General features: G+C 61.8%; 23 protein-coding genes. 12 read left to right on the forward strand and 11 right to left on the reverse strand.

Annotation, left to right across the window (positions count from 1 at the left end):
* Positions 1–7: 7 nt before the first annotated feature.
* Positions 8–406 (forward strand): Cu(I)-responsive transcriptional regulator, encoded by a 399-nt coding sequence (cueR, locus tag IOD17_RS14895; RefSeq protein WP_233685850.1) that lies wholly within the window; start codon positions 8–10, stop codon positions 404–406.
* A 79-nt stretch (positions 407–485) separates the two neighbouring features.
* On the opposite strand, the gene IOD17_RS14900 is transcribed toward cueR, so the two are convergent.
* Together IOD17_RS14900 and tesB are read right to left on the reverse strand one after the other, a co-directional pair.
* The gene (locus IOD17_RS14900; RefSeq protein ID WP_233685851.1) at positions 486–1,073 is read right to left on the reverse strand and encodes an HAD family hydrolase; all 588 of its coding nucleotides are present in this window, start codon (positions 1,071–1,073) and stop codon (positions 486–488) included.
* A 16-nt stretch (positions 1,074–1,089) separates the two neighbouring features.
* A complete protein-coding gene (tesB, locus tag IOD17_RS14905) occupies positions 1,090–1,959 on the reverse strand; it encodes an acyl-CoA thioesterase II (protein WP_233685852.1) in 870 nt (289 codons plus the stop codon).
* Positions 1,960–2,142: 183 nt separating this feature from the next.
* Between tesB and IOD17_RS14910 the strand changes: the two genes are divergently transcribed.
* From IOD17_RS14910 to IOD17_RS14920, 3 genes are read left to right on the forward strand one after another with little or no spacing between them, the layout of a single operon-like run.
* Positions 2,143–3,063 (forward strand): histone deacetylase, encoded by a 921-nt coding sequence (locus IOD17_RS14910; RefSeq protein ID WP_233685853.1) that lies wholly within the window; start codon positions 2,143–2,145, stop codon positions 3,061–3,063.
* Between the two features lie 57 nt (positions 3,064–3,120).
* Positions 3,121–4,272, forward strand: a complete 1,152-nt coding sequence (gene ampC, locus IOD17_RS14915; RefSeq protein ID WP_233685854.1) for a class C beta-lactamase — start codon at positions 3,121–3,123, stop codon at positions 4,270–4,272.
* Between the two features lie 13 nt (positions 4,273–4,285).
* A complete protein-coding gene (locus IOD17_RS14920; RefSeq protein WP_233685855.1) occupies positions 4,286–5,110 on the forward strand; it encodes a class I SAM-dependent methyltransferase in 825 nt (274 codons plus the stop codon).
* 100 nt (positions 5,111–5,210) lie between these two features.
* Here the strand turns inward: IOD17_RS14920 and IOD17_RS14925 are convergent, their stop codons facing one another.
* On the reverse strand, positions 5,211–6,344 hold the full coding sequence (locus IOD17_RS14925) for an aminotransferase class V-fold PLP-dependent enzyme (RefSeq protein ID WP_233685856.1): 1,134 nt from the start codon (positions 6,342–6,344) through the stop codon (positions 5,211–5,213).
* Positions 6,345–6,457: 113 nt separating this feature from the next.
* Here IOD17_RS14925 and IOD17_RS14930 point away from each other — a divergent pair, with 113 nt between their 5' ends.
* The 4 genes from IOD17_RS14930 (at position 6,458) to IOD17_RS14945 (ending at position 9,702) form a co-directional block, all read left to right on the forward strand.
* Positions 6,458–7,702 (forward strand): TIGR03862 family flavoprotein, encoded by a 1,245-nt coding sequence (locus tag IOD17_RS14930; protein WP_233685857.1) that lies wholly within the window; start codon positions 6,458–6,460, stop codon positions 7,700–7,702.
* A gap of 87 nt (positions 7,703–7,789) precedes the next feature.
* Positions 7,790–8,791 carry a response regulator gene (locus IOD17_RS14935; RefSeq protein WP_233686020.1) on the forward strand — a complete coding sequence of 334 codons (1,002 nt, stop codon included), beginning with the start codon at positions 7,790–7,792 and terminating at the stop codon, positions 8,789–8,791.
* A gap of 13 nt (positions 8,792–8,804) precedes the next feature.
* Positions 8,805–9,260, forward strand: a complete 456-nt coding sequence (locus IOD17_RS14940) for a PAS domain-containing protein (RefSeq protein WP_233685858.1) — start codon at positions 8,805–8,807, stop codon at positions 9,258–9,260.
* Between the two features lie 79 nt (positions 9,261–9,339).
* Positions 9,340–9,702: a VOC family protein gene (locus IOD17_RS14945; protein WP_233685859.1), complete on the forward strand. Its 363-nt coding sequence runs from the start codon at positions 9,340–9,342 to the stop codon at positions 9,700–9,702.
* Positions 9,703–9,747: 45 nt separating this feature from the next.
* Here IOD17_RS14945 and IOD17_RS14950 read toward each other — a convergent pair whose 3' ends face one another.
* The 4 genes from IOD17_RS14950 to IOD17_RS14965 all read right to left on the reverse strand — a co-directional run bounded on the left by IOD17_RS14950 (position 9,748) and on the right by IOD17_RS14965 (position 14,496).
* Positions 9,748–11,088: a DEAD/DEAH box helicase gene (locus IOD17_RS14950; RefSeq protein WP_233685860.1), complete on the reverse strand. Its 1,341-nt coding sequence runs from the start codon at positions 11,086–11,088 to the stop codon at positions 9,748–9,750.
* A 136-nt stretch (positions 11,089–11,224) separates the two neighbouring features.
* Positions 11,225–12,319, reverse strand: a complete 1,095-nt coding sequence (gene zapE, locus IOD17_RS14955) for a cell division protein ZapE (RefSeq protein WP_233685861.1) — start codon at positions 12,317–12,319, stop codon at positions 11,225–11,227.
* A gap of 172 nt (positions 12,320–12,491) precedes the next feature.
* Positions 12,492–13,838 carry a tryptophan--tRNA ligase gene (locus IOD17_RS14960; protein WP_233685862.1) on the reverse strand — a complete coding sequence of 449 codons (1,347 nt, stop codon included), beginning with the start codon at positions 13,836–13,838 and terminating at the stop codon, positions 12,492–12,494.
* 28 nt (positions 13,839–13,866) lie between these two features.
* Positions 13,867–14,496 carry an alpha/beta hydrolase gene (locus IOD17_RS14965; protein WP_233685863.1) on the reverse strand — a complete coding sequence of 210 codons (630 nt, stop codon included), beginning with the start codon at positions 14,494–14,496 and terminating at the stop codon, positions 13,867–13,869.
* Between the two features lie 152 nt (positions 14,497–14,648).
* Here IOD17_RS14965 and IOD17_RS14970 point away from each other — a divergent pair, with 152 nt between their 5' ends.
* Positions 14,649–15,086 (forward strand): YhcB family protein, encoded by a 438-nt coding sequence (locus IOD17_RS14970; RefSeq protein ID WP_160089096.1) that lies wholly within the window; start codon positions 14,649–14,651, stop codon positions 15,084–15,086.
* Positions 15,087–15,260: 174 nt separating this feature from the next.
* Here IOD17_RS14970 and cysN read toward each other — a convergent pair whose 3' ends face one another.
* From cysN to IOD17_RS14985, 3 genes are all read right to left on the reverse strand, one after another.
* A complete protein-coding gene (cysN, locus tag IOD17_RS14975; protein ID WP_160089098.1) occupies positions 15,261–17,159 on the reverse strand; it encodes a sulfate adenylyltransferase subunit CysN in 1,899 nt (632 codons plus the stop codon).
* Between the two features lies 1 nt (position 17,160).
* Positions 17,161–18,078, reverse strand: coding sequence for a sulfate adenylyltransferase subunit CysD (gene cysD, locus IOD17_RS14980; protein WP_233685864.1), 918 nt, complete (start codon positions 18,076–18,078; stop codon positions 17,161–17,163).
* Between the two features lie 142 nt (positions 18,079–18,220).
* Entirely contained in the window at positions 18,221–18,979 is a 759-nt protein-coding gene (locus IOD17_RS14985; RefSeq protein ID WP_233685865.1) for a Nif3-like dinuclear metal center hexameric protein, read from the reverse strand.
* A gap of 111 nt (positions 18,980–19,090) precedes the next feature.
* Here IOD17_RS14985 and algW point away from each other — a divergent pair, with 111 nt between their 5' ends.
* The 3 genes from algW to IOD17_RS15000 all read left to right on the forward strand — a co-directional run bounded on the left by algW (position 19,091) and on the right by IOD17_RS15000 (position 23,159).
* On the forward strand, positions 19,091–20,233 hold the full coding sequence (gene algW / locus IOD17_RS14990) for a Do family serine endopeptidase AlgW (RefSeq protein ID WP_233685866.1): 1,143 nt from the start codon (positions 19,091–19,093) through the stop codon (positions 20,231–20,233).
* A 182-nt stretch (positions 20,234–20,415) separates the two neighbouring features.
* On the forward strand, positions 20,416–22,413 hold the full coding sequence (locus IOD17_RS14995; RefSeq protein WP_418904277.1) for a TonB-dependent siderophore receptor: 1,998 nt from the start codon (positions 20,416–20,418) through the stop codon (positions 22,411–22,413).
* Positions 22,414–22,430: 17 nt separating this feature from the next.
* Positions 22,431–23,159 (forward strand): DUF4198 domain-containing protein, encoded by a 729-nt coding sequence (locus tag IOD17_RS15000; RefSeq protein ID WP_418904274.1) that lies wholly within the window; start codon positions 22,431–22,433, stop codon positions 23,157–23,159.
* Between the two features lie 65 nt (positions 23,160–23,224).
* Here IOD17_RS15000 and hisC read toward each other — a convergent pair whose 3' ends face one another.
* On the reverse strand, positions 23,225–24,277 hold the full coding sequence (gene hisC / locus IOD17_RS15005; RefSeq protein ID WP_233685867.1) for a histidinol-phosphate transaminase: 1,053 nt from the start codon (positions 24,275–24,277) through the stop codon (positions 23,225–23,227).
* Between the last annotated feature and the right edge of the window lie 11 nt (positions 24,278–24,288).

The following is a 24,288-nucleotide window of genomic DNA, read 5'->3' on the forward strand; positions in this document are numbered from 1 at the left end:
GAACCTGATGAATATCGGCCAAGCCGCCAAGCAAACCGGCCTGAGCGCGAAGATGATTCGCTACTACGAAAGCATCGACCTGCTGCCCGCCGCCGGCCGCAGCGACAGCGGCTACCGCCAGTACAGCCAGCAGGACCTGCACCGTCTGGCGTTTATCAAGCGCTCACGCGACCTGGGCTTTTCCCTGGCCGAAGTCAGCCAGCTGCTGGCCCTGTGGCAGGACCGTCAACGCGCCAGCGCCGATGTGAAGGCCCTGGCCGCCGCGCATATCGCCGAGTTGGAGCAGAAGATCAACGAACTCAGCGGCCTGCGCGACACCCTCAAGGAGTTGATGGACAGCTGCCAGGGCAATGACCGCCCGGATTGCCCGATCCTCAAGGATCTGGAGTCTGGCTGCTGCCACTGAAAATGGGGAATGCGTAGGACGGATGACGCTTCATCCATCCACGCTGGGTGCAATGGGTGGATGGATAAAACGCCTGCCCCTACAACAGCTGCTGCAACGCCCGGCAATCCACTGCGAAATGATCGGCCAACTGCGGCCAGGGGTTTTCCGCCAGGTTGACCAGCACGCTGCGCGCGCCGGCAGCGCGGGCACACTCCAGGTCAAAGCGGTAATCGCTCACCATCACCAACTCGCTCGGCGCCACCTGCCAGGTGCGGGCGAAATGCAGCAGCCCGCCCGGATCGGGCTTGGGCGGTGCTTCGTCACGGCCGATCACGTCCACCACGGCAAAGCAGTCATCCAGACCGATGGCGCGCAAGGTCAGCAGCGCCAGTTCATGGGCATTGCGGGTGAGAATACCGAGGCGACAGCCACGCCCGTGCAGCTCGCGCACCAGCTCAATCGCCCCAGGTGCCGGCTCGGCGGTCAGCGCCAGTTCGCGCTCATGCTCCAGCAGCCAGGCGTGTTTGGCCGCTGCCACCGCCTCAGGCAGCGACGCCAGATGACCAAGAATGTCGTCCGCCAGCGGAATATCCAATGCCCGTTTGATCGCCTCGAAATCATGCACCGCCTGGGTCAGGGTGCCGTCCATATCAAACACCCAATGGCGGGCAGCGCTCAGACTCACTTGCAATCCTCACGGCTCATTTCCAGTCCTCACGGACCCGGGTCAGCCCCTCCTGGGCGACCGAGGCAACCAACTGGCCCTGGCGGTTGAAGATGCTGCCACGGGAGAAACCACGGGCGTTGCCGGCCCAGGGGCTGTCCATGCTGTACAGCAGCCAGTCGTCCATACGCAGGTTGCCGTGGAACCATAGCGAGTGGTCGAGGCTGGCGACCTGCATAAACTTCTGCCACACCGACACGCCGTGCGGCAGCATCGAGGTGGTCAGCAGGTTGAAGTCGCTGGCGTAAGCCAGCAGCAGCTTGTGCAGTTGCGGCTCGTCCGGCAGCTCGCCAGCGGCGCGAAACCACACATGCTTGGCCGGTTCGCTGGGTTTGGGCGCAAACGGGTTGCTCAGGGTGACCGGGCGAATCTCGATCGGTTTGTCACTTACCGCGCGCTCCCGCATGCGCTCCGGCAAGGCATCCACCACCAGGCGCGCCAGCTCGGTTTCCGATTTCAGGCCTTCGGGCCCCGGCACGTCCGGCATGCTGTTCTGGTGATGAAAGCCCTCTTCATCGAACTGGAACGACGCGCTGCAGGTAAAGATCGGCTTGCCCTTCTGGATCGCCGTCACCCGCCGCGTGCTGAAACTGCCGCCATCGCGTACGCGCTCGACCTGATACACCACCGGCAAGGTGGCATCGCCGGGACGCAGGAAGTAGCCGTGCATGGAATGCACATGGCGCGCGGCCTCGACCGTCTGACTGGCCGCCGATACACATTGACCGAGCACCTGACCGCCATACAATTGGCGAAAGCCGAGGTCCTGGCTGACCCCGCGAAACAGATTCTCTTCGATGGTTTCCAGGGTCAGCAGGGCGACCAACTCATTCAACACCTGACTCATGCATGCTCTCCTGTTAACGCATCTGGCTGGGGGCGAGATGGTAAAGACTTCGCCGAAGTTTGTCGGCCCGACTGAAAGATGGATGTGGACAATAATGGCAGCATTCTAGCCAATCGAGCGCCGGACTTGAGCCAGGCCAGGGCGCTCGCCATACTTCCAGCCCGATTGCTCGAGCCTGTCAGCATGCGCCTGCCGCTGGTCTACCACGACGACTACAGCCCGCCCTTCCCGGCCAACCACCGCTTCCCCATGGAGAAGTTTCGCCTGCTGCGCGACCACCTGGTGGACAGCGGCCTGAGCACCGATGCCGCACTGCTGCGCCCCGAGCTGTGCCCCACCGACGTACTCGCCCTGACGCACTGCCCGGCCTATATCCAGCGTTTTGCCAGTGGCGAACTGGCGTATGAGGAACAGCGCCGCCTCGGCCTGCCCTGGAGCGCCGCTCTGGCCCAGCGCACCATTCGCGCCGTGGGCGGCTCGCTGCTGGCCGCTGAGCAGGCGCTGCAACACGGCCTGGCCTGCCACCTGGCCGGCGGCACCCACCATGCGCATTACGACCATCCAGCCGGGTTCTGCATCTTCAATGACCTGGCAGTAATCAGCCACTACCTGCTGGCCAGCGGCAAGGCCCAGCGTGTGCTGATCTTCGACTGCGACGTGCACCAGGGCGATGGCACCGCACGACTGCTGGAGAACACCCCGGAAGCGATCACCGTGTCGCTGCACTGCGAGAAGAACTACCCGGCGCGCAAGGCCGCCAGCGACTGGGACATTCCCCTGCCCAACGGCATGGCCGATGCCGACTACCTCAAGGTGGTCAACGACAGCCTCAACTACCTGCTGCCGCTGTACCAGCCGGATATCGTGCTCTACGACGCCGGCGTCGATGTACACCAAGACGATGCCCTCGGCTATCTCAACCTGACGGATGCCGGTATCGCAGCCCGTGACGAAGCGGTACTCAACCACTGCCTGAGCCGTGACATTCCCGTGGTCGGGCTGATCGGCGGTGGCTACGACAAGGACCGCCTGGCCCTGGCCCGCCGCCACGGCATCCTGCATCACAGTGCGGCCAAGGTCTGGCAAACGCGCGGGCTGGGATAAAACCAGCACACGCGCTGTCATATCGCCCACCTTTACTGCCAAGGACTCTCACACAGCATGTACGCAAAACTCAGCACCCTGCTGGCCGCACTGGTATTCGCCACTGCCGCCCAGGCCGACGACACACTGCAGTCGCTGGTAGATGAAACCATTCGCCCGCTGATGGCGGAACACGATATTGCCGGCATGGCCGTGGCGATCACCCACAACGGCCAGGCGCACTACTTCAACTACGGCGTGGCGAGCCTGGACGACCAGCAGCCAGTGAGCAGCGACACCCTGTTTGAAATCGGCTCGCTGAGCAAACCGCTTACCGCCACCCTCGCCGCCCTGGCGCAAAGCACCGGCAAGCTGACCCTCAGCGACAGCGCCGGCCAGCACTGGCCCGAATTGCAAGGCAGCCAGCTGGAACACGCCAGCCTGCTCAACCTCGGCACCTACACCGCCGGCGGGCTGCCGCTGCAGTTCCCTGACAACGTGACCGACCCGGCCAGCATGCTCGCCTATTACCGCCAGTGGCAGCCTGAATACACGGCCGGCACACACCGGCGCTATTCCAACCCCAGCATTGGCCTGCTCGGTTACCTCGCCGCACGCAGCATGGGCCAGCCGTTCCCCACACTGATGGAGGGCAGGTTATTTCCCGCGCTCGGTATGTCGCACAGCTATATCCAGGTGCCCGCGCAGCAGATGCCGCGCTATGCCTTCGGCTACAGCAAGGACAACCAGCCACTGCGCGTCAACCCGGGGATGCTCGACGCCGAAGCCTATGGGGTGAAAACCAACACCAGGGACATGCTGCGTTTTGTCCAGGCCAACCTGAATCCTGCTGGCCTGAATAAAGACCTGCAGCACGCCATCGCCATCACCCACACGGGTTATTACCGCGTCGGCGAGATGACCCAGGGCCTCGGCTGGGAGCGTTACCCCTACCCGATTAGCCTGGAGCGTCTGCAAGCGGGCAATTCCCCGGCCATGGCCCTGGAGTCGCAACCCGCTACACGCCTCGCACCGCCGGAAACCGAGCCAGGCGACAGCCTGTTCAATAAAACCGGCTCAACTGGCGGCTTCGGCGCCTACGCGATGTTTATCCCCAGTCAGAACTTCGGCCTGGTTATGCTGGCCAACAAGAACTACCCCAACGCAGCCCGAATCGAAGCTGCCTATGCCATATTGAGCGCGCTGGATAAGCATTCCCCCACACATTGAATGGAACTCCGTCATGGATGACTCGTTTGCCCTGAACCAAGCCAACTGGAATGAGCGCGCCGCCTTGCATGCGGCGTCGCCCGATTACCAGGTTCAGCTGTTTATCGCCTCGCCCACGCACTTATCCGAAGTGGTGCGCTTTGATCTGCCGCGCCTCGGCGATATCCGGGGTCTACGCGCGGTGCACCTGCAGTGCCATATCGGCACTGACACCCTGTCGCTGGCCCGCATGGGCGCGCAGATAAGCGGCTTGGACTTCTCATCCGCCTCACTGGAACAAGCCCGTAAGCTGGCCAATGCCTGCGGCGAGCACATCACGTTTGTCGAGGCCTCGGTCTACGACGCCGCCAAGGTGCTCGGCGTTGAGTCATTTGACCTGGTTTATACGGGCATCGGCGCGCTAAACTGGCTACCGCAGATCGATGACTGGGCGCGCAATGTCGCAGCTCTGCTCAAGCCTGGCGGCCGCCTGTTTCTGCGCGAAGCCCATCCAGTGCTGATGGCGCTCGACGAGGACTGCGAGGGCGCCCTGCAGATTGCCCACCCTTATTTCGAACACCACCAACCCACCGTCTGGGATAGCGAGTACACCTATGTCGAAACCAACACCCGGTTGAACGCCAGCATCACCCACGAATGGAACCACGGCCTGGGCGAAATCATCACCGCGCTGCTCGGCCACGGCATGCGCCTGACCGCCCTGGAAGAACACACCAGCCTGCCCTGGGAAGCGCTGCCGGGTCAGATGAGCCTGGGTGAGGATGGTGAATGGCGGTTGAACAATCAGCCGGAACGACTGCCGCTGAGCTATACGCTGCAGGCGGTCAAGGTCACCTAAAACCGTAGGATGGCGTTGAGCGCAGCGATACCCATCAGCCGGTATCGCAACGCCTAGGGAGCGATGGGTATCGCGATGCGATACCCATCCTACGCACTAACTACCCCGCCAAAACCTTATCCAGCGCCTGCTCCAGGGTAGCCACGGTGCGCTCGATATTGCCTAGTTTGTCCAAACCGAACAGGCCCAGACGGAAGGTCTGGAAATCCGCCGGCTCATCGCACTGCAACGGTACACCGGCAGCGATCTGCAGGCCCTGGGCGGCGAATTTGCTGCCGTTCTTGATGCTCGCGTCGGTGGTGTAGCACACCACCACCCCGGGGGCTTCGAAGCCTTCGGCGGCGACGCTTTTAAAGCCTTTGCTGGCGAGCAAGGCACGCACCCGCTCACCGAGCTCCTGCTGCTGCCCGCGCACCTTAACGAAACCAATGGCTTCGGCCTCGCGCATGGCATCGCGGAAACGCGCCAGGGCGTCGCTGGGCATGGTGGCGTGGTAGGCGTGGCCGCCCTGCTCATAGGCCTGCATGATCTGCAGCCACTTCTTCAGATCGCAGGCGAAGCTGGTGCTTTGTGTGGCTTCGACGCGGGCCAGGGCAGCTTCGCTGAGCATCACCAGGGCGCAGCAGGGTGAGGCACTCCAGCCCTTTTGCGGCGCGCTGATCAGCACATCGATGCCGCAGGCCTGCATGTCCACCCAGAGGGTGCCGGAGGCGATGCAGTCGAGCACAAACAGACCGCCCACCGCATGCACGGCATCCGCCACGGCGCGCAGGTAATCATCCGGCAGAATCATCCCCGAGGACGTTTCTACATGCGGGGCAAACACCACCTGGGGTTTTTCCAAGGCGATTACCGCCAGCACATCAGCCAGACGCGGTGGGGCATACGCCGCCTGACTACCCTGGGAGACAGGCCGTGCCTTGAGCACTATCGATTCAGAGGGAATCTGGCCCATCTCGAAAATCTGCGTCCAGCGGTAGCTGAACCAGCCGTTGCGCAGCACCAGGCACTTCTGCCCGGTGGCCAGCTGGCGCGCTACCGCCTCCATGCCGTAGGTGCCGCTACCGGGCACGATGGCCATGGCATGGGCGTTATAGACCTGTTTCAGGGTGCTGGAGATATCCTTCATCACGCCCTGGAACGACTGCGACATATGGTTGAGGGAGCGGTCGGTGTAGACCACCGAGTATTCGATCAGGCCGTCGGGGTCGATGCTGGGGTAGAGGTCAGACATAAGGGGCTCCAGTCAGAAATTCACCTCACGACCCTGCCCGAAGCCGGGGCAAATGACAAGGCGGACGCCGCCTCGGCTAGAATGCACCCCCTTCGTTCCTGCCCGACACCGCCATGACCAATCGCACTCAACATCCAGCCCCTCGCGTTGCCATTATCGGCGGCGGCCCCGCCGGGCTGATGGCGGCCGAAGTGCTGGCCCAGGGCGGTGTGCAGGTCGATCTTTACGACGGTATGCCTTCAGTGGGGCGCAAGTTCCTCCTGGCTGGGGTCGGCGGGATGAATATCACCCATTCCGAAGCCAAGCCGGCGTTTGTCGCGCGTTATGGCACGCGCCAGACAGAAGTAGCCGAACTGCTGCAGGATTTCGATGCCGATGCCCTGCGCGCCTGGATTCATGACCTGGGCATCGACACCTTTGTCGGCACTTCCGGCCGGGTGTTCCCCACCGATATGAAAGCCGCACCGCTGCTACGCGCCTGGCTCAAGCGCCTGCGCGAGCTGGGTGTGCAGATCCACACCCGCCATCGCTGGCTGGGCTGGAATAGCGAAAGTGCGCTACGGATCACCTCGCCCGCTGGCGAACAGACCGTGACCGCCGACGCCACACTGCTGGCCCTGGGCGGTGCCAGCTGGGCACGACTGGGTTCAGATGGCGCCTGGGTCAGCCTGCTGCAAGCGCGTGGCGTGACTATCGCGCCCTTGCAGGCGAGTAACTGCGGCTTTGATGTCAGCGCCTGGAGCCCGTTTCTGCGGGACAAGTTCGCCGGCGCGCCACTCAAGAACGTCAGCCTCAGCCTGCCCGGAGTAACACCTCGCCTGGGTGAGTGTGTGCTGACCGCCAGCGGCCTCGAAGGCAGCTTGGTGTATGCCCTGTCAGCCGCTATTCGCGAAACGATCAACCAGCATGGCAGCGCCAGCGTGCACCTCGATCTGCTGCCGCAAACGCCGCTGAGCAAACTGCAGGCGGCCTTGAGCAAACCGCGCGGCTCACAGTCCATGGCTAAACACCTGCATCGCCAGGCGGGGATCGACGGGGTCAAAGCAGCTCTGCTGCGCGAGCTGGCCAGCGCAGCAACCTTCAATGATCCGGCGCTGCTGGCCAGTGCAATCAAGGCCCTGCCGATCACCCTGGTGCGGCCACGGCCCTTGGATGAAGCCATCAGCACGGCTGGCGGTGTGCCGTTCGAGCAGCTGGACGGGCAACTGATGCTCAAGGCGCTGCCCGGCACCTTCTGCGCAGGGGAAATGCTTGATTGGGAGGCGCCGACTGGCGGTTATCTGCTGACCGCCTGCTTTGCCAGCGGCCGCCGCGCCGCCCTGGGCATGCTCCACTGGCTGCAACGCTCTGTCGAATAAGAACACCGCGAGCAATCGCTAGCGGCTATGCTTGAAGAAAACCGCCCGAGAGCGGTGATCTTCCACGCGCATAGGTACCCTACCGCCGTGATTCCATTAGTGGTCTGCGACGACTCGAATATGGCGCGCAAGCAGTTGATCCGCGCCCTGCCGCCCGAATGGCCAGTGACCATCAGCCAGGCTGCCAATGGCCAGGAAGCCCTGGCCGCCCTGCGCCAGGGCCTCGGCCAGGTGATGCTGCTGGACCTGACTATGCCGGTGCTCGACGGCTATGAAACCCTTGCGGCCATGCGCGCCGAAGGGCTGGCCTGCAAGGTGGTGGTGGTCTCTGGTGACGTTCAGGACGAAGCCGTGCGCCGGGTCAAGGAACTCGGCGCACTGGCCTTTATCAAGAAACCCGCCGATCCCGATACACTGCGCAGCACCCTGCTCGAACTCGGTCTGTTCGACCCAAAGGCCACCCCTACCGCCATCGCCCAGGCCGCCGTACTGGATGAGTTGAAGGTCAACTTCCGCGATGCCTTGCGCGAGGTGACCAACGTCGCCATGGGCCGCGCTGCCGCGCTACTGGCCAAGGTGCTGAACGTATTTGTGCAGCTGCCGGTGCCGCAGGTGAATATCTTCGAGGTCAGCGAACTGCATATGACTCTTACCGATGCCATGCGTGGTGAACGCCTGAGCGCGGTGTGCCAGGGCTTTATTGGTGACGGCATCGCCGGCGAGGCGTTGCTGCTGTTCCATGATTCGGAAGTCGCCGGCATGGCAAAACTGCTGGGCTGGCAGCCCAAGGACGATACTCAGACCTCGGAAATGCTACTGGACCTGGCCAGCATTCTGACCGGCGCCTGCCTGGCCGGGATTGCCGAGCAGATTGACGTGCGTTTTTCTCAGGGCCACCCGCAACTGCTGGGCCAGCATTCGTCCATCGAGCGGCTGATCCACCTCAACCAGCGGCGCTGGCGCAAGACCCTGGCCATTGAGGTGAGCTACAGCCTGGAAGCCCACAGCATCCACTTCGACCTGTTGCTGCTGTTCACCGAAGACTCAATCAAGCGCCTGACCAACAAGCTCAACTACCTGATGAACTAGGCGGAACCTGCTCATGCCCGCACAGATAGATATCAAAGAGGTTCACTGGCTGCTCGATATCGTGCAGTGCATCGATGTCGGGGTGATCGTGCTCGACCGCCAATACCGGGTTGAGGTGTGGAACAGCTTTATGGAAAACCATTCCGGCCTGGGCCCAGACGAGGTGCACGGCAAAACCCTGTTCAGCCTGTTCAGCGAGATCGACGAAGCCTGGCTGCGGCGCAAGGTCGATACCGTCGTGGCACTGGGCACCCGCGCCTTCAGCCTGTGGGAGCAGCATCCCTACCTGATGCACTTCAAGAACTACCAGCCGATCACCGGCCAGGAAGATTTCATGTACCAGAACGTCACCCTGCTGCCGCTGGGCGGCGCGGGCGATGCGGTGGAACATATCTGCGTGGTGATCTACGACATGACGGCCGCCGCCACCCACAAGAAGCAACTGGAAGCGGCGCAGGCCAGCCGTTAATCTCTGCTCGCCAGGCTCCGCCAGAGAGCCGGCACAACCGTAATAGCCTGTCCGACATCACTCGCGCAGGAACCATTCGATGTTGCACAGCATTGAACTGAAAACCTTCGTACCGGCCCGCGACTTCGCCCTGAGCCAGGCGTTCTATCAAGCCCTGGGCTTCAAGCCGGGCTGGGTCGGCGATGGCCTGGCCTATTTCAGCCACGGCGATCACTGTGCCTTTTTGCTGCAGGACTTCTACGTCAAGGAGCAGGCGGAGAACTTCGTCATGCACCTGCTGGTGGAAGACGTCGATGCCTGGTGGCAGAAGGTCGTGGATGAGCGGATTGGCGAGCGCTTCGGCGTGCGCCTGGTGCCGCCGCAGGACCAGCCCTGGGCCATGCGCGATTTCGTGGTTATCGACCCCAGCGGCGTGCTCTGGCGCATTGCCCAGAACATTTAGCGCCTCTGGTGGACAAGCTCAGCGCTGTCCACCCTACGACTGAGGTTACTTGGCAAACTTCCCGGGTTTGCCTGCTTTCCCGCCAAAGCTCGGTACCTTGCGCACCGCCTTGACCGACGGTGCAGCCGGCTCATCGGCCTCCATCCAGCGCCCGAGGCTGCCGCCCTTGCCGCCGCCGACCACTTTGGGTTTCTTCGGTTTCTTCGGCTTTTTCACCACCTGGCCGCCGGGCAGGGTCTGCGGCACGCGGTGATCAGGGATAAAGTCCGGCTCCTCGATACGTTGCAGCACCTGCTGGGTCAGGGTTTCGATGGCCGAGAGCAGCTGCACTTCATCGGCACAGACCAGCGACACGGCCTGACCGGTGGTGCCGGCACGCCCGGTACGACCAATGCGATGCACATAGTCTTCGGCGACGATGGGCAAATCGAAGTTGACCACCAGCGGCATGTCATCGATATCCAGGCCACGGGCCGCCACATCGGTAGCCACCAGCACCTTGACCTCACCATCCTTGAAACGCTGCAAGGCGCGCTGACGGGTGGCCTGGGGTTTGTCGCCGTGGATCGAATCGGCGCTGATGCCGTGGCGCTGCAGCTCGGCTTCCAGCTCATCCACGCCCTTGCGGGTTTTCACAAACACCAGGGCCTGGCTCCAGCGCTTGCTCTGGTAAAGGTGCAGAAACAGCTCGCCCTTGCGCTTCTTGTCCACCGGAATCAGCCACTGTTTGACCGACTTGGCCGCCGCGTTGCGCGGGCTGACTTCGATACTCAGCGGGTCTTTGAGCATCTGCCCGGCCATGGCGCGAATGGCATCGGAGAAGGTCGCGGAGAACAGCAGGGTCTGGCGTTTTTTCGGCAGCGCCGCGAACACACTTTCCAGCTCGTTGGCAAAGCCCAGGTCGAGCATGCGGTCGGCTTCATCCAGCACCAGGGTCTGCACCTGGTTGAATTTCACCGCGTTCTGCCGGTACAGGTCGAGCAAACGACCCGGTGTGGCTACCAGCACGTCCACGCCTTTGCGCAGCTTCATCATTTGCGGGTTGATGCTGACCCCGCCATACACCGCATAACTGCGCAGCGGCAGATGCTGGCCATAGGTGATAAAGCTCTGCAGCACCTGTTCGGCCAGCTCGCGAGTCGGCACCAGCACCAGCGCACGCACCGAATTACTGGCCACCTGCGGCCCTTCCATCATCAACCGCTGCAGCACCGGCAGGGCAAAGCCAGCGGTCTTGCCGGTGCCGGTTTGCGCGGCGGCCATCAGGTCACGCCCCTTGAGCACCGGCACGATGGCCTGGGCCTGCACAGCGGTGGGAGTTTTGTAGTCGAGGCTGTCGAGGGTGCGCAACAGAGGTTCGATCAGGCCGAGGGAAGCAAAGGTCATAGGGCTAACCGCAGAAATAAGTCGATGGCGCAGAGTTTATCCTGCTTGGGTGCAGACGGCCTGGCTGTCTTCAGCAGGCCATCAACTACAAAGCCCGGAATGATCCGGGCTTTGGCAGCAAACATAAGTACGTAGATTAGGGTTTGTGCGGCCGTGCGAGAAACTCGTGCGACTGCATTTCCAGCAAACGACTGAGCGTGCGCTGGAACTCGAAGGTCAGGCGACCGCCGGTGTAGAGATCTTTCAGCTCCACTTCGGCGGAGATGATCAGCTTGACGTTGCGGTCGTAGAACTCGTCCACCAGGTTGATAAAGCGCCGGGCCATGTCGTCCTTGGCGGTGCTCATCTGCTCGACGTTGGCCAGCAGCACGGCGTGGAAGATCTTGCCCAGTTCGATGTAGTCATTCTGGCTGCGCGGGCCATCACACAGCTCGCGAAAGTCGAACCAGGCCACGTCATCACCGACCTTGCGCGCCACAATGGCACGGTTCTCGATCATCAGCGCCTCGTTTTCCTGCACCACGCAGTGCTCGGGCAGCAGGCTGACAAAGCTCTTCTGCAGGCTCTCCTCGGCGGCAGCGCCCAGTGGCCAGTGGAACAGCTCGGCCTGCTCGAGCGCGCGCAGGCGGTAATCGATACCGCTGTCGACGTTGACGATCTCGGTGTGCTGCTTGAGCAGGGCGATGGCTGGCAGGAAGCGGGCGCGCTGCAGGCCGTCCTTGTACAAGCCGTCTGGCACGATATTGGAGGTGGCAACCAGGCTCACACCGTTCTTGAACAGCTCTTCCATGAGGGTGGCGAGGATCATGGCGTCGGTAATGTCACTGACGAAGAACTCGTCGAAGCAGATGACCTTGGCTTCGTCGGCGAAGCGCTTGGCGATAATGGTCAGCGGGTTCTTCTCGCCCTTGAGGGTGCGCATTTCTTCATGCACGCGCTTCATAAAGCGGTGGAAGTGCGTACGCATCTTCTTCTCGAACGGCAGCGCGTCGAAGAAGGTGTCGACCAAGTAGGTCTTGCCGCGACCGACGCCGCCCCAGAAATACAGGCCCTTGACCGGCCCCTGAGGCTTTTTGCCGAACAGCTTGCCGAATACGCCGGCGCTGCCCTTGTCGGCGGCGATCAGCTCGTCATACAGACGCTGCAGATGACGTACCGCCGTTTCCTGGGCAGCGTCATGGAAGAAATCAGGGCGTTTAAGGTCAGCCTGGTAGCGTTCTAGGGGCGTCATAAATTCGTTAGCCGGGCAAGTAAAACGGGGGCGTCACTTTAGCGACGCCCCCGTTGATTGGCAACGGCTTATAGACGGCGTACCGGTCTGTGGGAGGGGCTTTAGCCGCGACAGTCTGTTGGTATCGCTGCGTCGCGGCTAAAGCCCCTCCCACAAGCCATCTGGCAGCGCATCACTCTTGAGGAGCAAGCGCCTCACGCAGGCGCTGAATCGCCGCCTGACAGGCACTGCTGTCGGCGAATGCCGGGCTTTGCGCCACGCACTCATCGTCCAGCCAGACGGCAAAACCGCCGTCCTGCTCGCGAACATCCAGCGCTTCACCGGACTGCAGACGCTTGTTGACCATCCCTGCGGCCTTGCCATCAGCAAAGGATTTGGACAGCAACAACTGCTCGCCAGCGGCATCCAGCAGGCGGAAACGGAAGCTGCCGTCGTCGTCGCGGAAGCTGACAAAGCGTGCGCTCTTGCCGGCTTTTTTCTTCTCGCCAGCCGTGCTGATAGCCTCGCTGCGGAACGAGCGCAGGCCCACGGCCTCACGCAGCTCACCGAGAAACGGCGTAGCGATCTTGCGCGCCTTGGCCGCACCAGCCAGCAGAATATCTTCCAGATCAGCCGGTTTGCTGATCAGCGCGTGATAACGCTCGCGAGCTTCGCCCAACTCGGCTTCCAGCAGGTTGCACAACGCTTGCTTGGCTTCGCCCCAGGCCAGGCCGTCTTCCAGCGCAACGCGGAAATCCGCCTGCTGGGTCGGTGCGGCAAAGGCCTGGTAGAGGGTGAACAGGTGCGAGCTGTCCGGGTCTTTCGGCTCGCCCGGCAGTTTGGAATCGGTCACCACACGTGCAACGGCATCCTTGAGCTGCTTGGCACTGCCGAACAACGGGATGGTGTTGTCGTAGCTCTTACTCATCTTGCGCCCATCGAGGCCCGGCAAGGTCGCTACATCTTCCTCAATCACCGCTTCAGGCAGGGTGAACAGTTCCTTGCCCTTGCCGAACAGGTGGTTGAAGCGCTGGCCGATATCGCGGGCCATTTCCACGTGCTGGATCTGGTCGCGGCCGACCGGCACCTTGTGCGCGTTGAACATCAGGATGTCCGCCGCCATCAGCACCGGGTAACTGAACAGGCCCATGGTGATGCCCGCATCCGGGTCTTCGCCTTGCTCAACGTTCTTGTCCACCGAAGCCTTGTAAGCGTGGGCGCGGTTAAGCAGGCCCTTGCCGGCGACACAGGTGAGCAACCAGCACAGCTCGGGAATCTCGGGGATATCCGACTGGCGGTAGAAGGTTGCCTTGTCGGTATCCAGGCCCAGCGCCAGCCAGGTAGCAGCGATTTCCAGACGGGAACGCTGGATACGCGCCGGCTCATCGCACTTGATCAGCGCGTGATAGTCGGCCAGGAAGTAGAACGAATCCGCATCGGCGGCGCGGCTGGCGACGATGGCCGGGCGAATCGCGCCCGCGTAGTTGCCCAGGTGCGGCGTGCCGGTGGTGGTGATGCCGGTAAGGATACGAGTGGTCATAACGTTCGCTTATTGAGGCTCAATCAGTTCAGAGTCGCGGCAGCAGCAAATCTTTGAGATCGGTCAGCTTGCCGTGAAAAAAGTGGCCGCATTCTGCCACTTTCAGCAGCTCATGGGCACGCCCGAGTGCCGCCGACCACTGGTACACCACCTGCGGGTCGATCACTTCATCGTCTTCGGGCTGGATCAGGATCAGCGGGCAATGGCTGGCCGGTGGCGTTTCTGCGGTCAGGCGATGCACGGCCGGGGCCACCATAAACAGCTTGTCGAGTTTCACACCCTGGGCTTCCAGGCGGGCGCCGAGCGCAGCGGCGACAAAGCCACCGAAGGAAAAACCCAGCAAGGTCAGCGGTAACTCGGGGTGCTGAGCACGCAGCCAGCTGGCCACGGCCTCGGCGTCATCCACCTCACCGCTGGCCATATCGTGGCTGCCTGCGCTGGCGCCGACACCGCGGTAATTGAAACGCAACGTGGCCAGGCCACAGTCACGGGCCGTGCGTTGCAGGGTGGAAACCACCTTATTGAGCATGGTGCCACCCTGCACCGGGTTGGGGTGGCAGATCAGCGCTACGCCACGGGCGTCAGGGGTATCCAGCCACAGGGCTTCGAGTTGGCCGCTGGGGCCGGCAATCATCAGAGGGGTTTCGCGGGTGAGCAACAGGGAACTCCGTGACCTCGCAGTGGGTCGACTCGTCTAGCTGACAGCCTGCGCCATAGACAACACCGCAAACATTTCGGCATTGCATTGCGGTATACAGCGCAGGTTCGAGCCGTTAACGTAAAGCAAAGCCGTTTAGAGAGGAAGGACTCGTGGAACAGACGCTTACCGCCTGGTTGCTACCCGCCATTACCCTGGTAGCAGGCATTGCCATTGGCTTCCTGATTGCTCGCCTGGCACCCAACGCAGCCCCCAGCCGCACCCAGCGCCAGCTGGATGAAATGCAGGAGCGTTTCGACGCTTACCAGAGTGAAGTGGTCAGCCACTTCAACACCACCGCCAGCATGGTGAAGAAACTCACCCAGAGCTATCAGGATGTGCAGGAACACCTGTCCGACGGAGCCAACCGCCTGGCCCTCGACGAGCTGACTCGCCAACGCCTATTGGCCACCCTGCATGCCGAAGATGCCAGCGAAAAACGCGAACGCCTGACGCCACCGAAGAACAACGAAATGCCCAAGGATTACGCGCCGAAAAGCGCCGATGTGCCAGGCATGCTCGATGAAAACTATGGTTTGAAGAACAAGTAATAATCGCCCGCCCATAAAGCCCTGGTCCAAACAACCGGGGCTTTTTTGTTGGAGTCGGGACTGCAGGAATGGCTGGGATGCCTCGTTCATGCACGCAAAACAGCTATCACGGGCAAGAACCCGCGTCCAATAAAAAGCCCCGCACTGGGCGGGGCTTTTTATTGGACGGTGGCGTTAGATCGCGCCACGTTCGCGCAACAAAGCCAACACCTGCTTGACGCCCTCTTCCACCGACACCGACTGCGTATCGATCACCAGATCGGCATTCAGCGGAATGTCGTACGGGAAGGACTCGCCCGGGATATTGTCACCACCGGCGGCGTACAGACCCTGCGGATCACGCTCGGCGCAGACCTGCGGAGACGCCTGCACGTAGACGGTGATCAGGCGCTCGGCACCGATCAGCGCCTTGGCCTGTTCGCGGCCTTCGGCATCTGGGGCGACGAAGGCTGCCAGGGTCAACAGACCGGCTTCGTTGAACTGACGCGCAACATGGGCGGCACGGCGCCAGTTCTCGGTGCGCCCGGCGCGATCCTGTGGCAACCCCTTGTTCAGGTCATGGCGCAGGTTCTGGCCATCGAGTACATAGACCGCACGACCAGAGTCGAACAGCTTGCGCTCCACAGCGTAGGCCAGGGTGCTCTTGCCCGCGCCAGACAGGCCGCTGAACAGCACAGTAGCCGGCTGCTGACCGAAGCGCACGGCACGCTCTTCGGTGGAGACATGCGCCAGCTCGCCGTGGTGGCTGCCACCACCAGCGCCAACCGGATCGGCGATGATCATGCCGGCACCCACGGTGCCGTTGGTCAGGCGGTCGATGACGATAAACGAACCGGTGGTGCGGTTGTGCGCATAGCCGTCGAGCGCAATCGGCGCATCCAGAGCAATACGCACCTGGCCGATTTCATTGAGCTGCAGGCTGCTCGCCGCACCATGTTCCAGGGTGTTCACATCAACCCGGTGGGTGATGCTGGCAATCGAGCCCGGCACATAGCTGGTGGCGCGTTTGATGTCGTATTTCTTGCCCGGCAGCATCGGCTCTTCAGCCATCCACACCAGCATGGCGTCGAAGCTGTCGACCACCTGCGGACGGTTGTCGGCATGCACCAGCATATCGCCACGGGAGACGTCGATTTCGTCCTCCAGGGTGATGGTGATCGCCTGACCCGGACCGGCCTGCTCCAGCTCACCTTCGAAGGTGACAATGGACTTGACCTTGCTGCCCTTGCCCGACGGCAGCGCAATGATTTCGTCACCCTTGCGCACGATGCCGCTGGCCAGGGTGCCGGCGAAACCACGGAAGTTCAGATTCGGGCGGTTGACGTACTGCACCGGGAAACGCAGGTCGGTGAAGTTGCGATCGCCGGCGACTTCAACGGTTTCGAGAATTTCCATCAGCGACTGACCGGTGTACCAGGGCGATTGCTCGCTCTTGTTCACCACGTTGTCGCCTTTCAGCGCGGACATCGGCACGAAGTGCAGCGAGGTCGGCTTGAGCGCGATACCTTCGGCGAACTTCAGGTAGTCAGCCTTGATCTGCTCGAATACGCCTTGATCGAAGCCCTTGAGGTCCATCTTGTTGATGGCCACGACGATGTGCTTGATGCCCAGCAGGCTGGCGATAAAGCTGTGGCGTTTGGTCTGGGTTTGCACACCATAGCGCGCGTCGATCAGGATGATCGCCAGATCGCAGGTGGAGGCGCCAGTGGCCATGTTACGGGTGTACTGCTCATGGCCGGGGGTGTCGGCGATGATGAACTTGCGCTTGGAGGTCGAGAAATAGCGGTAGGCCACGTCGATGGTGATGCCCTGCTCGCGCTCGGCCTGCAGGCCGTCGACCAGCAGTGCCAGGTCGATGTCATCGCCGGTGGTGCCGACTTTCTTCGAGTCCTTGCTGATGGCTTCCAGATGGTCTTCGTAGATCATCTTGGAGTCGTGCAGCAGGCGGCCAATCAGAGTGCTTTTGCCGTCGTCGACGTTGCCGCAGGTAAGGAAGCGCAGCAGTTCTTTACGCTCGTGCTGGGCCAGGTAAGCGAGGATGTCTTCGCTGATCAGATCGGATTGGTGCGACATATTAAAAGTACCCCTGACGTTTTTTCTCTTCCATGGAACCGGCAGCATCGTGGTCGATGACGCGGCCCTGACGCTCGGAAGTACGGGTCAGGAGCATTTCCTGGATGATGTCAGTGAGGCTGGTGGCCGAGGACTCCACCGCGCCGGTCAGCGGGTAGCAGCCGAGGGTACGGAAACGCACCATCTTCTTGGTGATACGGGCTTTCTCTTCATCGGAAAGGTGCTCGAGGATGCGATCGTCGTCGATCATGATCAACGTGCCGTTCTTCTCGATCACTTCACGTTCGGCAGCGAAGTACAGCGGCACGATCGGGATCTGTTCCAGATAGATGTACTGCCAGATGTCCAGCTCGGTCCAGTTGGACAGCGGGAACACACGGATCGACTCACCTTTCTTGACGTTGCCGTTGTACACATTCCACAGCTCGGGACGCTGGTTCTTCGGGTCCCAGCGGTGCTTGCTGTCACGGAACGAGTACACGCGCTCCTTGGCGCGGGATTTCTCTTCGTCGCGGCGCGCGCCACCGAAGGCGGCATCAAAGCCGTACTTGTCCAACGCTTGCTTGAGCCCCTCGGTCTTCATCACGTCGGTGTGCTTGGCACTACCGTAGGTGAAGGGGTTCATGTCCTGTGCCACGCCATCTGGATTGATGTGAGTGATCAGGTCCAGGCCGTACTCGTTGACCATCTTTTCGCGGAAGGCGTACATCTCCTGAAACTTCCAGCGCGTATCGACGTGCATCACCGGGAACGGCAGCTTGCCTGGAAAGAACGCCTTACGTGCCAGGTGCAGCATCACGGCGGAGTCTTTACCGATGGAATAGAGCATTACCGGGTTGTCGAATTCGGCGGCCACTTCACGAATGATGTGGATACTTTCCGCCTCCAGCTGTTTCAGGTGGGTCAGTTTATCGAGCATGGCTACTCACGGATTACGATGTGTTTGGGCCGGCGGGCCGTGGACGAGGGCGCACTCTAGCACAGCACCCTCTTCTATTCAGGAGGCCACTTAGATCGAAACGATCTAGCTTTATACCGGCAGGGAAGGCCGCAATGGCAGCCTATATGGGGTTAGGGCAATCGATAAAAAGATGCTCAATGGCAAAACGCCGCGCCAGGTAATCGCCTAAAGCCTGCACACCATAACGCTCGGTGGCGTGATGGCCGGCGGCGATAAAGCTGATGCCATTTTCGCGGGCACTGTGGAAGGTCTGCTCGGACGCTTCGCCGGTCAGGTACAGATCGACCCCAGCGGCAATCGCCTGATCGATATAACCCTGGCCGCCGCCTGTGCACCAACCAATTCGACGAATCATCGCGTCGCCTTCGACCAGCAGTGGTTCACGGCCCAGCACCTGATGCACATGGTGGGCGAAGTCGCGCGGGCTCATGGCCTCGGCCAGCGAGCCGATCAGGCCAACGGTGCGTGGGTTTTCCGGCTCCAGCGGACCTTCCACGGTAATGCCCAGCTGCGCGGCCAGTTGCACGTTGTTACCTACATCAGCGTGCACATCCAGTGGCAGGTGATAGGCCAGCAGGCTGATGTCGTTGGCCAGCAGGGTTTGCAGACGACGACGCTTCATCCCGGTGATGCAGGGGTTTTCGCCCTTCCAGAAGTAACCATGGTGCACCAGCAGTACATCGGCGTCGGCTTCTACAGCGGCCTCGATCAGCGCCTGGCTGGCGGTCACGCCACTGACAATACGCCGCACCTGCGGCCGCCCCTCGACCTGCAGGCCATTGGGGCAGTAATCACTGATTCGCGCCGCGTTGAGGTAGCGGTCGGCCTCTTCCACCAGGGTCGCCAGAGCTATGGCCATCGTGTTTCCTTATCAACAGGTGTGCGGGCGCTGCTTTATTCGCAGCCACCTCTCTATAATGGCGCACCTTAAGGGGCGCACCTGCCCCCGGCAACCCTCAGGATTGGATCGATGTTCAAGGCCCTGCGTTTCCTCGGCTGGCCCCTGCTGGTCGGCGTGCTGTCGGCACTGCTGATCATGCAATATTTCCCCCAGTGGGTCGGTTTGCCGGGACAGGACGTGAACGTGCGTCAGGCACCGTTCTACAGCCGCATGCAGGAAGGCCCGGTGTCCTACGCCGACGCAGTGAACCTGGCCTCGCCGGCCGTCGCCAACCTGTACACCACCAAGTTCGTCAACAAACCTGCGCATCCTCTGTTCGAGGACCCGCAGTTCCGCAAGTTCTTCGGTGACAACCTGCCCAAGCAGCGGCGCATGGAGTCGAGCCTCGGTTCGGCAGTGATCATGAGCCCGGAAGGCTATCTGCTGACCAACAACCACGTGGTCGCGGGTGCTGATCAGATCGTCGTGGCCTTGAAGGATGGCCGCGAAACCCTGGCCCGGCTTATCGGCAGCGACCCGGAGACTGACCTGGCGGTACTGAAGATCGACCTGCAGGATCTACCGTTTATCACCCTCGGGCGCTCCGACAATATTCGCATCGGTGACGTGACCCTGGCCATCGGCAACCCCTTTGGCGTCGGCCAGACCGTGACCATGGGCATCATCAGCGCCACCGGGCGCAACCAGCTGGGGCTCAACACCTACGAGGATTTCATCCAGACCGACGCGGCGATCAACCCCGGCAACTCCGGCGGCGCGCTGGTGGATGCCTACGGCAACCTGGTGGGCATCAACACCGCGATCTTCTCCAAATCGGGCGGTTCGCAAGGCATCGGCTTTGCCATCCCGGTGAAACTGGCGATGGAAGTCATGCGGGCAATCATCGAACACGGCCAGGTGATTCGTGGCTGGCTGGGCATCGAAGTACAACCGCTGACTCCGGAACTGGCGGAATCCTTCGGCCTGGACGGACGCCCCGGCATCGTCGTAGCCGGCATCTACCGTAATGGCCCCGCACAGAAAGCCGGCCTGCAGCCCGGTGACCTGATTCTCAGCATCGACGGTGAAGCCGCCGGTGATGGCCGCCGCTCGATGAATCAGGTGGCACGTGCCAAGCCGGGCGAGAAGATCCGCATCGACATCCTGCGCAACGGCAAACCACTGCAACTGACTGCAGAAATCGGCGTCAGACCGCCCGCCAACGGCAGCTAATCCGCAAAATTTTCAATTTGTGCAACGCAATCGATAAACCCTCTCAACTTTAATGTTATGTTATTACATTAAATACAGTAGAAGGATATTTTACCTTGCGCGCCGCCCACGCCTTACTTGCCAGCCTGCTGGTTCCCAGCGCTGTTGCCGCTGCAGCAGAAAACCCCGTTGAGCTCTCTGCCATAACCGTCACCGCTCGACAGGAGCGCGCAGATGGTCCGGTTCAGGGCTATCGCGCTACCCGCTCAGCCAGCGCGACACTTACCGATACGCCGATTGAGCAGATCGCCCAGAGCATCAACGTGGTGCCCGCGCAGGTGCTCGATGACCTGGGCACCCCACGCATCGACCGCGCCCTGGACTTTGCCGGCGGCGTATCCCGGCAGAACAACTTCGGTGGCCTGACTTTCCTTAATTACAGCGTGCGTGGCTTCACCACTGGCGAGTTGTACAAGAACGGCTTTGCCATCAATCGCGGCAGCTACAGCTCGCCGGACGCCTCCGGCATCGAACGCATCGAGGTACTCAAAGGCCCGGGCGCCAGCCTGTATGGCCGTGGCGACCCCGGCGGCATGATCAATATCGTCAGCAAGAAACCCCAGGCCGAGGCCTTCAGCCAGCTCAAGGCCAGCGCTGGCAGCTGGGACCGCTACCGCAGCAGCCTGGACGTCAACACCCCGCTGAATGACGAGGGCACCCTGCTGTCACGGGTCAACCTGGCGGTCGAGGACAACCAGAGCTTTCGCGACCACGTGGGCAGTGAACGGCAAATCGTCAGCCCTTCGCTGAGCTGGCAGCTGAACCCCGATACCCTGCTGCTGATCGAGAGCGAATTCACCCGCACCGAGTCGGTATTCGACCGCGGTATCCCGGCGGTGAACAACCGCATGGGCGCGGTTAACAACTCCAGCTTTATGGGTGAGCCGAACGACGGCAGCATCCGCAACGACAACCAGATGTTGCAGGTCAGCCTTGAGCATTACCTCAATAACAGCTGGAAGCTGCGCCTGGCCAACCACTACGCCCAGGGCCGCCTGCGGGGCAACAGCTCCGAGCAGTCGCGCCTGGTCGGCGACACCCTGACGCGTTTCTATCGCCAGCGCAGCTTCGAATGGAACGACAGCATCACCCAGGCCGAGCTGCATGGCAGCTTCAACCTCGGCAGCTGGCAGCACCAGACCCTCGCCGGCCTGGAGTACGAAAACTACCGCAACAGCCAGAAGTACCCGCAAAGCGCGACCACCCTGGGCTACGGCCAGAACATCTACCAACCGCAGTACGGCCAGACCAAGCCAGCCATCGTCAACCCCAACGATTTCTTCGAGCATACCGAGAGCTATGCCCTCAACCTGCAGGATCAGATCAGCTTCAGCGAGCGCCTGAGCGGTTTGCTTGGCACGCGCTTCGAACGCTATGAGCAGACCGCGCTGAACCGCAGCACGCGGGTCAGCAATGAGCAGAACAAGGATGTCGCCACCGCCCGCACGGGCCTGCTGTATCAGCTGACGCCACAGGTCGGGATGTTCGCCAACGTATCCACCTCGTTCAAGCCCAATAGCATCAGCAGCCGAGGTACGGTGTTCAAGCCGGAGAAGGGCCTGGGCTATGAAACCGGGCTCAAGCTCGACCTGCTCGACAGCCGCCTGGGCGCAACCATTGCGCTGTTTCATATCGACAAGGAAAACGTGCTGACCGCCGACCCGGCCAATCCCGGCGACAGCATCGCCGCTGGCAAGGCGCGTAGTCAGGGCCTGGACATGCAGTTCAGCGGCCAGCTCAGCGATGCCGTGCGCATCATCGGCGCCTACGCCTTTATCGATGCCGAAGTCACCGAAGACAACAGCCTGCCGCTGGGCAGCAAGCTGCTCGGCGTCGCCCGCCACAGCGGCAGCCTGATGACGGTCTATCAGTTTCAAGAAGGCCGCCTGCGCGGCTCGGACATCGGCGCCGCGTTCAACTATGTGGGAGATCGCTCGGGGCAAGCCGGCAGCGACTTCGAGTTACCGGCCTACAGCACCGTCGACCTGCTGGCGCGCTATCAGGCCAGTGACGACCTGAGCATCGGCCTGAACCTCAACAACCTGTTCGACCGCGAGTACTACGAGCGCGCCTTCAACAACGTCTGGGTGATGCCCGGCGACCCGCGCAACCTCAGCCTCAGCCTGACCCTCAATCTCTAACCAACAAGGAACCCACCATGCACATAGCCAAACCTACCCTGCTCACTGCGCTATTCGCCGCCATGCTCGCCGGACAGGTCCAGGCCCACGGCCTGTGGACCGAACAGCGTCGCGGTCATATCGAAACCATCTACGGCCACGGCGCCGAGGACAACGCCTTCAAGGCCGAGAAAATCAGCGGTGCCTGGGCCTATGACAGCGCCGGCAAGATGATCCCGGTCAGCGTTCAGCGCCTGGACGACCACGCCCGCCTGCAACCGCTGAAAACCCCGGCGGTGCTTGGCGTGGCGCTGGACAACGGAGCCTGGTCGCTGACGCCGGACAAGCAGTGGATCAATCAGGGCCGTAGCCAGGTGCCGAACTCGACCAAGTCGCTGCACACCTTCAAGTACAGCCTGGCGATCTATCAGGAAGGCGCCAAGTTGCCGAAGCTGGATCAGTTAAAGATGGTCATCCTGCCGGAAGTCGATCCGCTCAAGGTCGGCTCGGGCAAATCTCTACCAGTACGCGTGCTGGTGGATGGCAAGCCGGCAGCAGGGGTCGAGCTGGTCGGCGATTACCGTGGCGCACCGCATCAGATCAGCGCGAAAACCGACGCAGAGGGCCGCGCCCAGGTGCTGGTACGCAATGAAGGGCTGAATATCATCAGCGCCTCCATCGACCTGCCCGTTAAAGGCGACAAGGATATCGAGACGCGCGGCCTGTTTACCTCGCTGACCTTCCTCGGCCAGGCGCACCACGAATAGCCCGCGCGTAAAACTGCAGGCGATAAAAAGCCGGAGCACTGCTCCGGCTTTTTTATGGTGTCGAATTACAGGCCCTGCAGCGCATCCAGCAGCGCCTGATTCTGCTCCGGCGTACCAATGGTGATACGCAGAAACTGAGCAATGCGCTGCTGCTTGAAGTGACGCACGATCACCCCCTGCTCGCGCAGCCCGGCAGCCAGGGTAGCGGCATCCTTCCCCGGATGGCGGGCAAACACGAAGTTCGCTGCCGACGGCAACACCTCAAAGCCCAGCTGCTCCAACCCGGCCACTACCGCCTCACGGCTGTCGATTACCCGCTGGCACGTCTGCTCGAAGTACGCCTTGTCCTCGAACGCCGCCGCCGCGCCGGCAATCGCGATACGGTCCAACGGGTAGGAGTTAAAGCTGTTCTTGATCCGCTCCAGCGCTTCGATCAGATCCGGATGGCCGACCGCGATACCCACCCGCAAACCGGCCAGCGAGCGCGACTTGGACAGGGTCTGGCTGACCAGCAGGTTGGGATACTTGTCCACCAGGCTGATCGCCGTCTCACCGCCGAAGTCGATATAGGCTTCATCCACCAGCACCACAGTATTCGGGTTGGCCTTGAGCAGGCGCTCAATCGCCTCCAACGCCAGCGCGCAGCCGGTCGGGGCATTGGGATTGGGGAAGATGATGCCGCCATTGGGCCGCGCGTAGTCTTCCACACGAATCTGGAACTGCTTATCCAGCTCAATCGCCTCGTACGGGATGCCGTACAAGCCGCAGTAAACCGGGTAGAAGCTGTAGGTCACGTCCGGAAACAGCAGCGGTTGGCCGTGCTGGAACAGACCGTGGAAGGCGTGCGCCAGCACCTCGTCGGAACCGTTGCCGACAAATACCTGAGCCGTCTGCACGCCGTAATAGTCAGCGACCGCCTGCTTCAGGCGGTCGCTATTCGGGTCTGGGTACAGGCGCAGGCTGTCATTGACCTCGGCCTGCATGGCAGCAATCGCCTTGGGCGAAGGGCCATAGGGGTTTTCGTTGGTGTTGAGCTTGACCAGCTTGGCCAGTTTCGGCTGCTCACCTGGTACATAAGGCACCAGGTCTTTAACGAAGGGGCTCCAGAATTTGCTCATCTGCCCTTCTC

It is taken from the genome of Pseudomonas anguilliseptica, assembly GCF_021375795.1.
Lineage (GTDB): Bacteria > Pseudomonadota > Gammaproteobacteria > Pseudomonadales > Pseudomonadaceae > Aquipseudomonas > Aquipseudomonas anguilliseptica_A.

Bases quoted from the DNA above. Each gene is read 5' to 3' on its own strand.
- cueR (WP_233685850.1), top strand. From the start codon at position 8: ATGAATATCGGCCAAGCCGCCAAGCAAACCGGCCTGAGCGCGAAGATG.
- tesB (WP_233685852.1), bottom strand. From the start codon at position 1,959: ATGAGTCAGGTGTTGAATGAGTTGGTCGCCCTGCTGACCCTGGAAACC.
- IOD17_RS14910 (WP_233685853.1), top strand. From the start codon at position 2,143: ATGCGCCTGCCGCTGGTCTACCACGACGACTACAGCCCGCCCTTCCCG.
- ampC (WP_233685854.1), top strand. From the start codon at position 3,121: ATGTACGCAAAACTCAGCACCCTGCTGGCCGCACTGGTATTCGCCACT.
- IOD17_RS14920 (WP_233685855.1), top strand. From the start codon at position 4,286: ATGGATGACTCGTTTGCCCTGAACCAAGCCAACTGGAATGAGCGCGCC.
- IOD17_RS14925 (WP_233685856.1), bottom strand. From the start codon at position 6,344: ATGTCTGACCTCTACCCCAGCATCGACCCCGACGGCCTGATCGAATAC.
- IOD17_RS14930 (WP_233685857.1), top strand. From the start codon at position 6,458: ATGACCAATCGCACTCAACATCCAGCCCCTCGCGTTGCCATTATCGGC.
- IOD17_RS14940 (WP_233685858.1), top strand. From the start codon at position 8,805: ATGCCCGCACAGATAGATATCAAAGAGGTTCACTGGCTGCTCGATATC.
- IOD17_RS14945 (WP_233685859.1), top strand. From the start codon at position 9,340: ATGTTGCACAGCATTGAACTGAAAACCTTCGTACCGGCCCGCGACTTC.
- IOD17_RS14950 (WP_233685860.1), bottom strand. From the start codon at position 11,088: ATGACCTTTGCTTCCCTCGGCCTGATCGAACCTCTGTTGCGCACCCTC.
- zapE (WP_233685861.1), bottom strand. From the start codon at position 12,319: ATGACGCCCCTAGAACGCTACCAGGCTGACCTTAAACGCCCTGATTTC.
- IOD17_RS14960 (WP_233685862.1), bottom strand. From the start codon at position 13,838: ATGACCACTCGTATCCTTACCGGCATCACCACCACCGGCACGCCGCAC.
- cysN (WP_160089098.1), bottom strand. From the start codon at position 17,159: ATGTCGCACCAATCCGATCTGATCAGCGAAGACATCCTCGCTTACCTG.
- cysD (WP_233685864.1), bottom strand. From the start codon at position 18,078: ATGCTCGATAAACTGACCCACCTGAAACAGCTGGAGGCGGAAAGTATC.
- IOD17_RS14985 (WP_233685865.1), bottom strand. From the start codon at position 18,979: ATGGCCATAGCTCTGGCGACCCTGGTGGAAGAGGCCGACCGCTACCTC.
- algW (WP_233685866.1), top strand. From the start codon at position 19,091: ATGTTCAAGGCCCTGCGTTTCCTCGGCTGGCCCCTGCTGGTCGGCGTG.
- IOD17_RS15000 (WP_418904274.1), top strand. From the start codon at position 22,431: ATGCACATAGCCAAACCTACCCTGCTCACTGCGCTATTCGCCGCCATG.
- hisC (WP_233685867.1), bottom strand. From the start codon at position 24,277: ATGAGCAAATTCTGGAGCCCCTTCGTTAAAGACCTGGTGCCTTATGTA.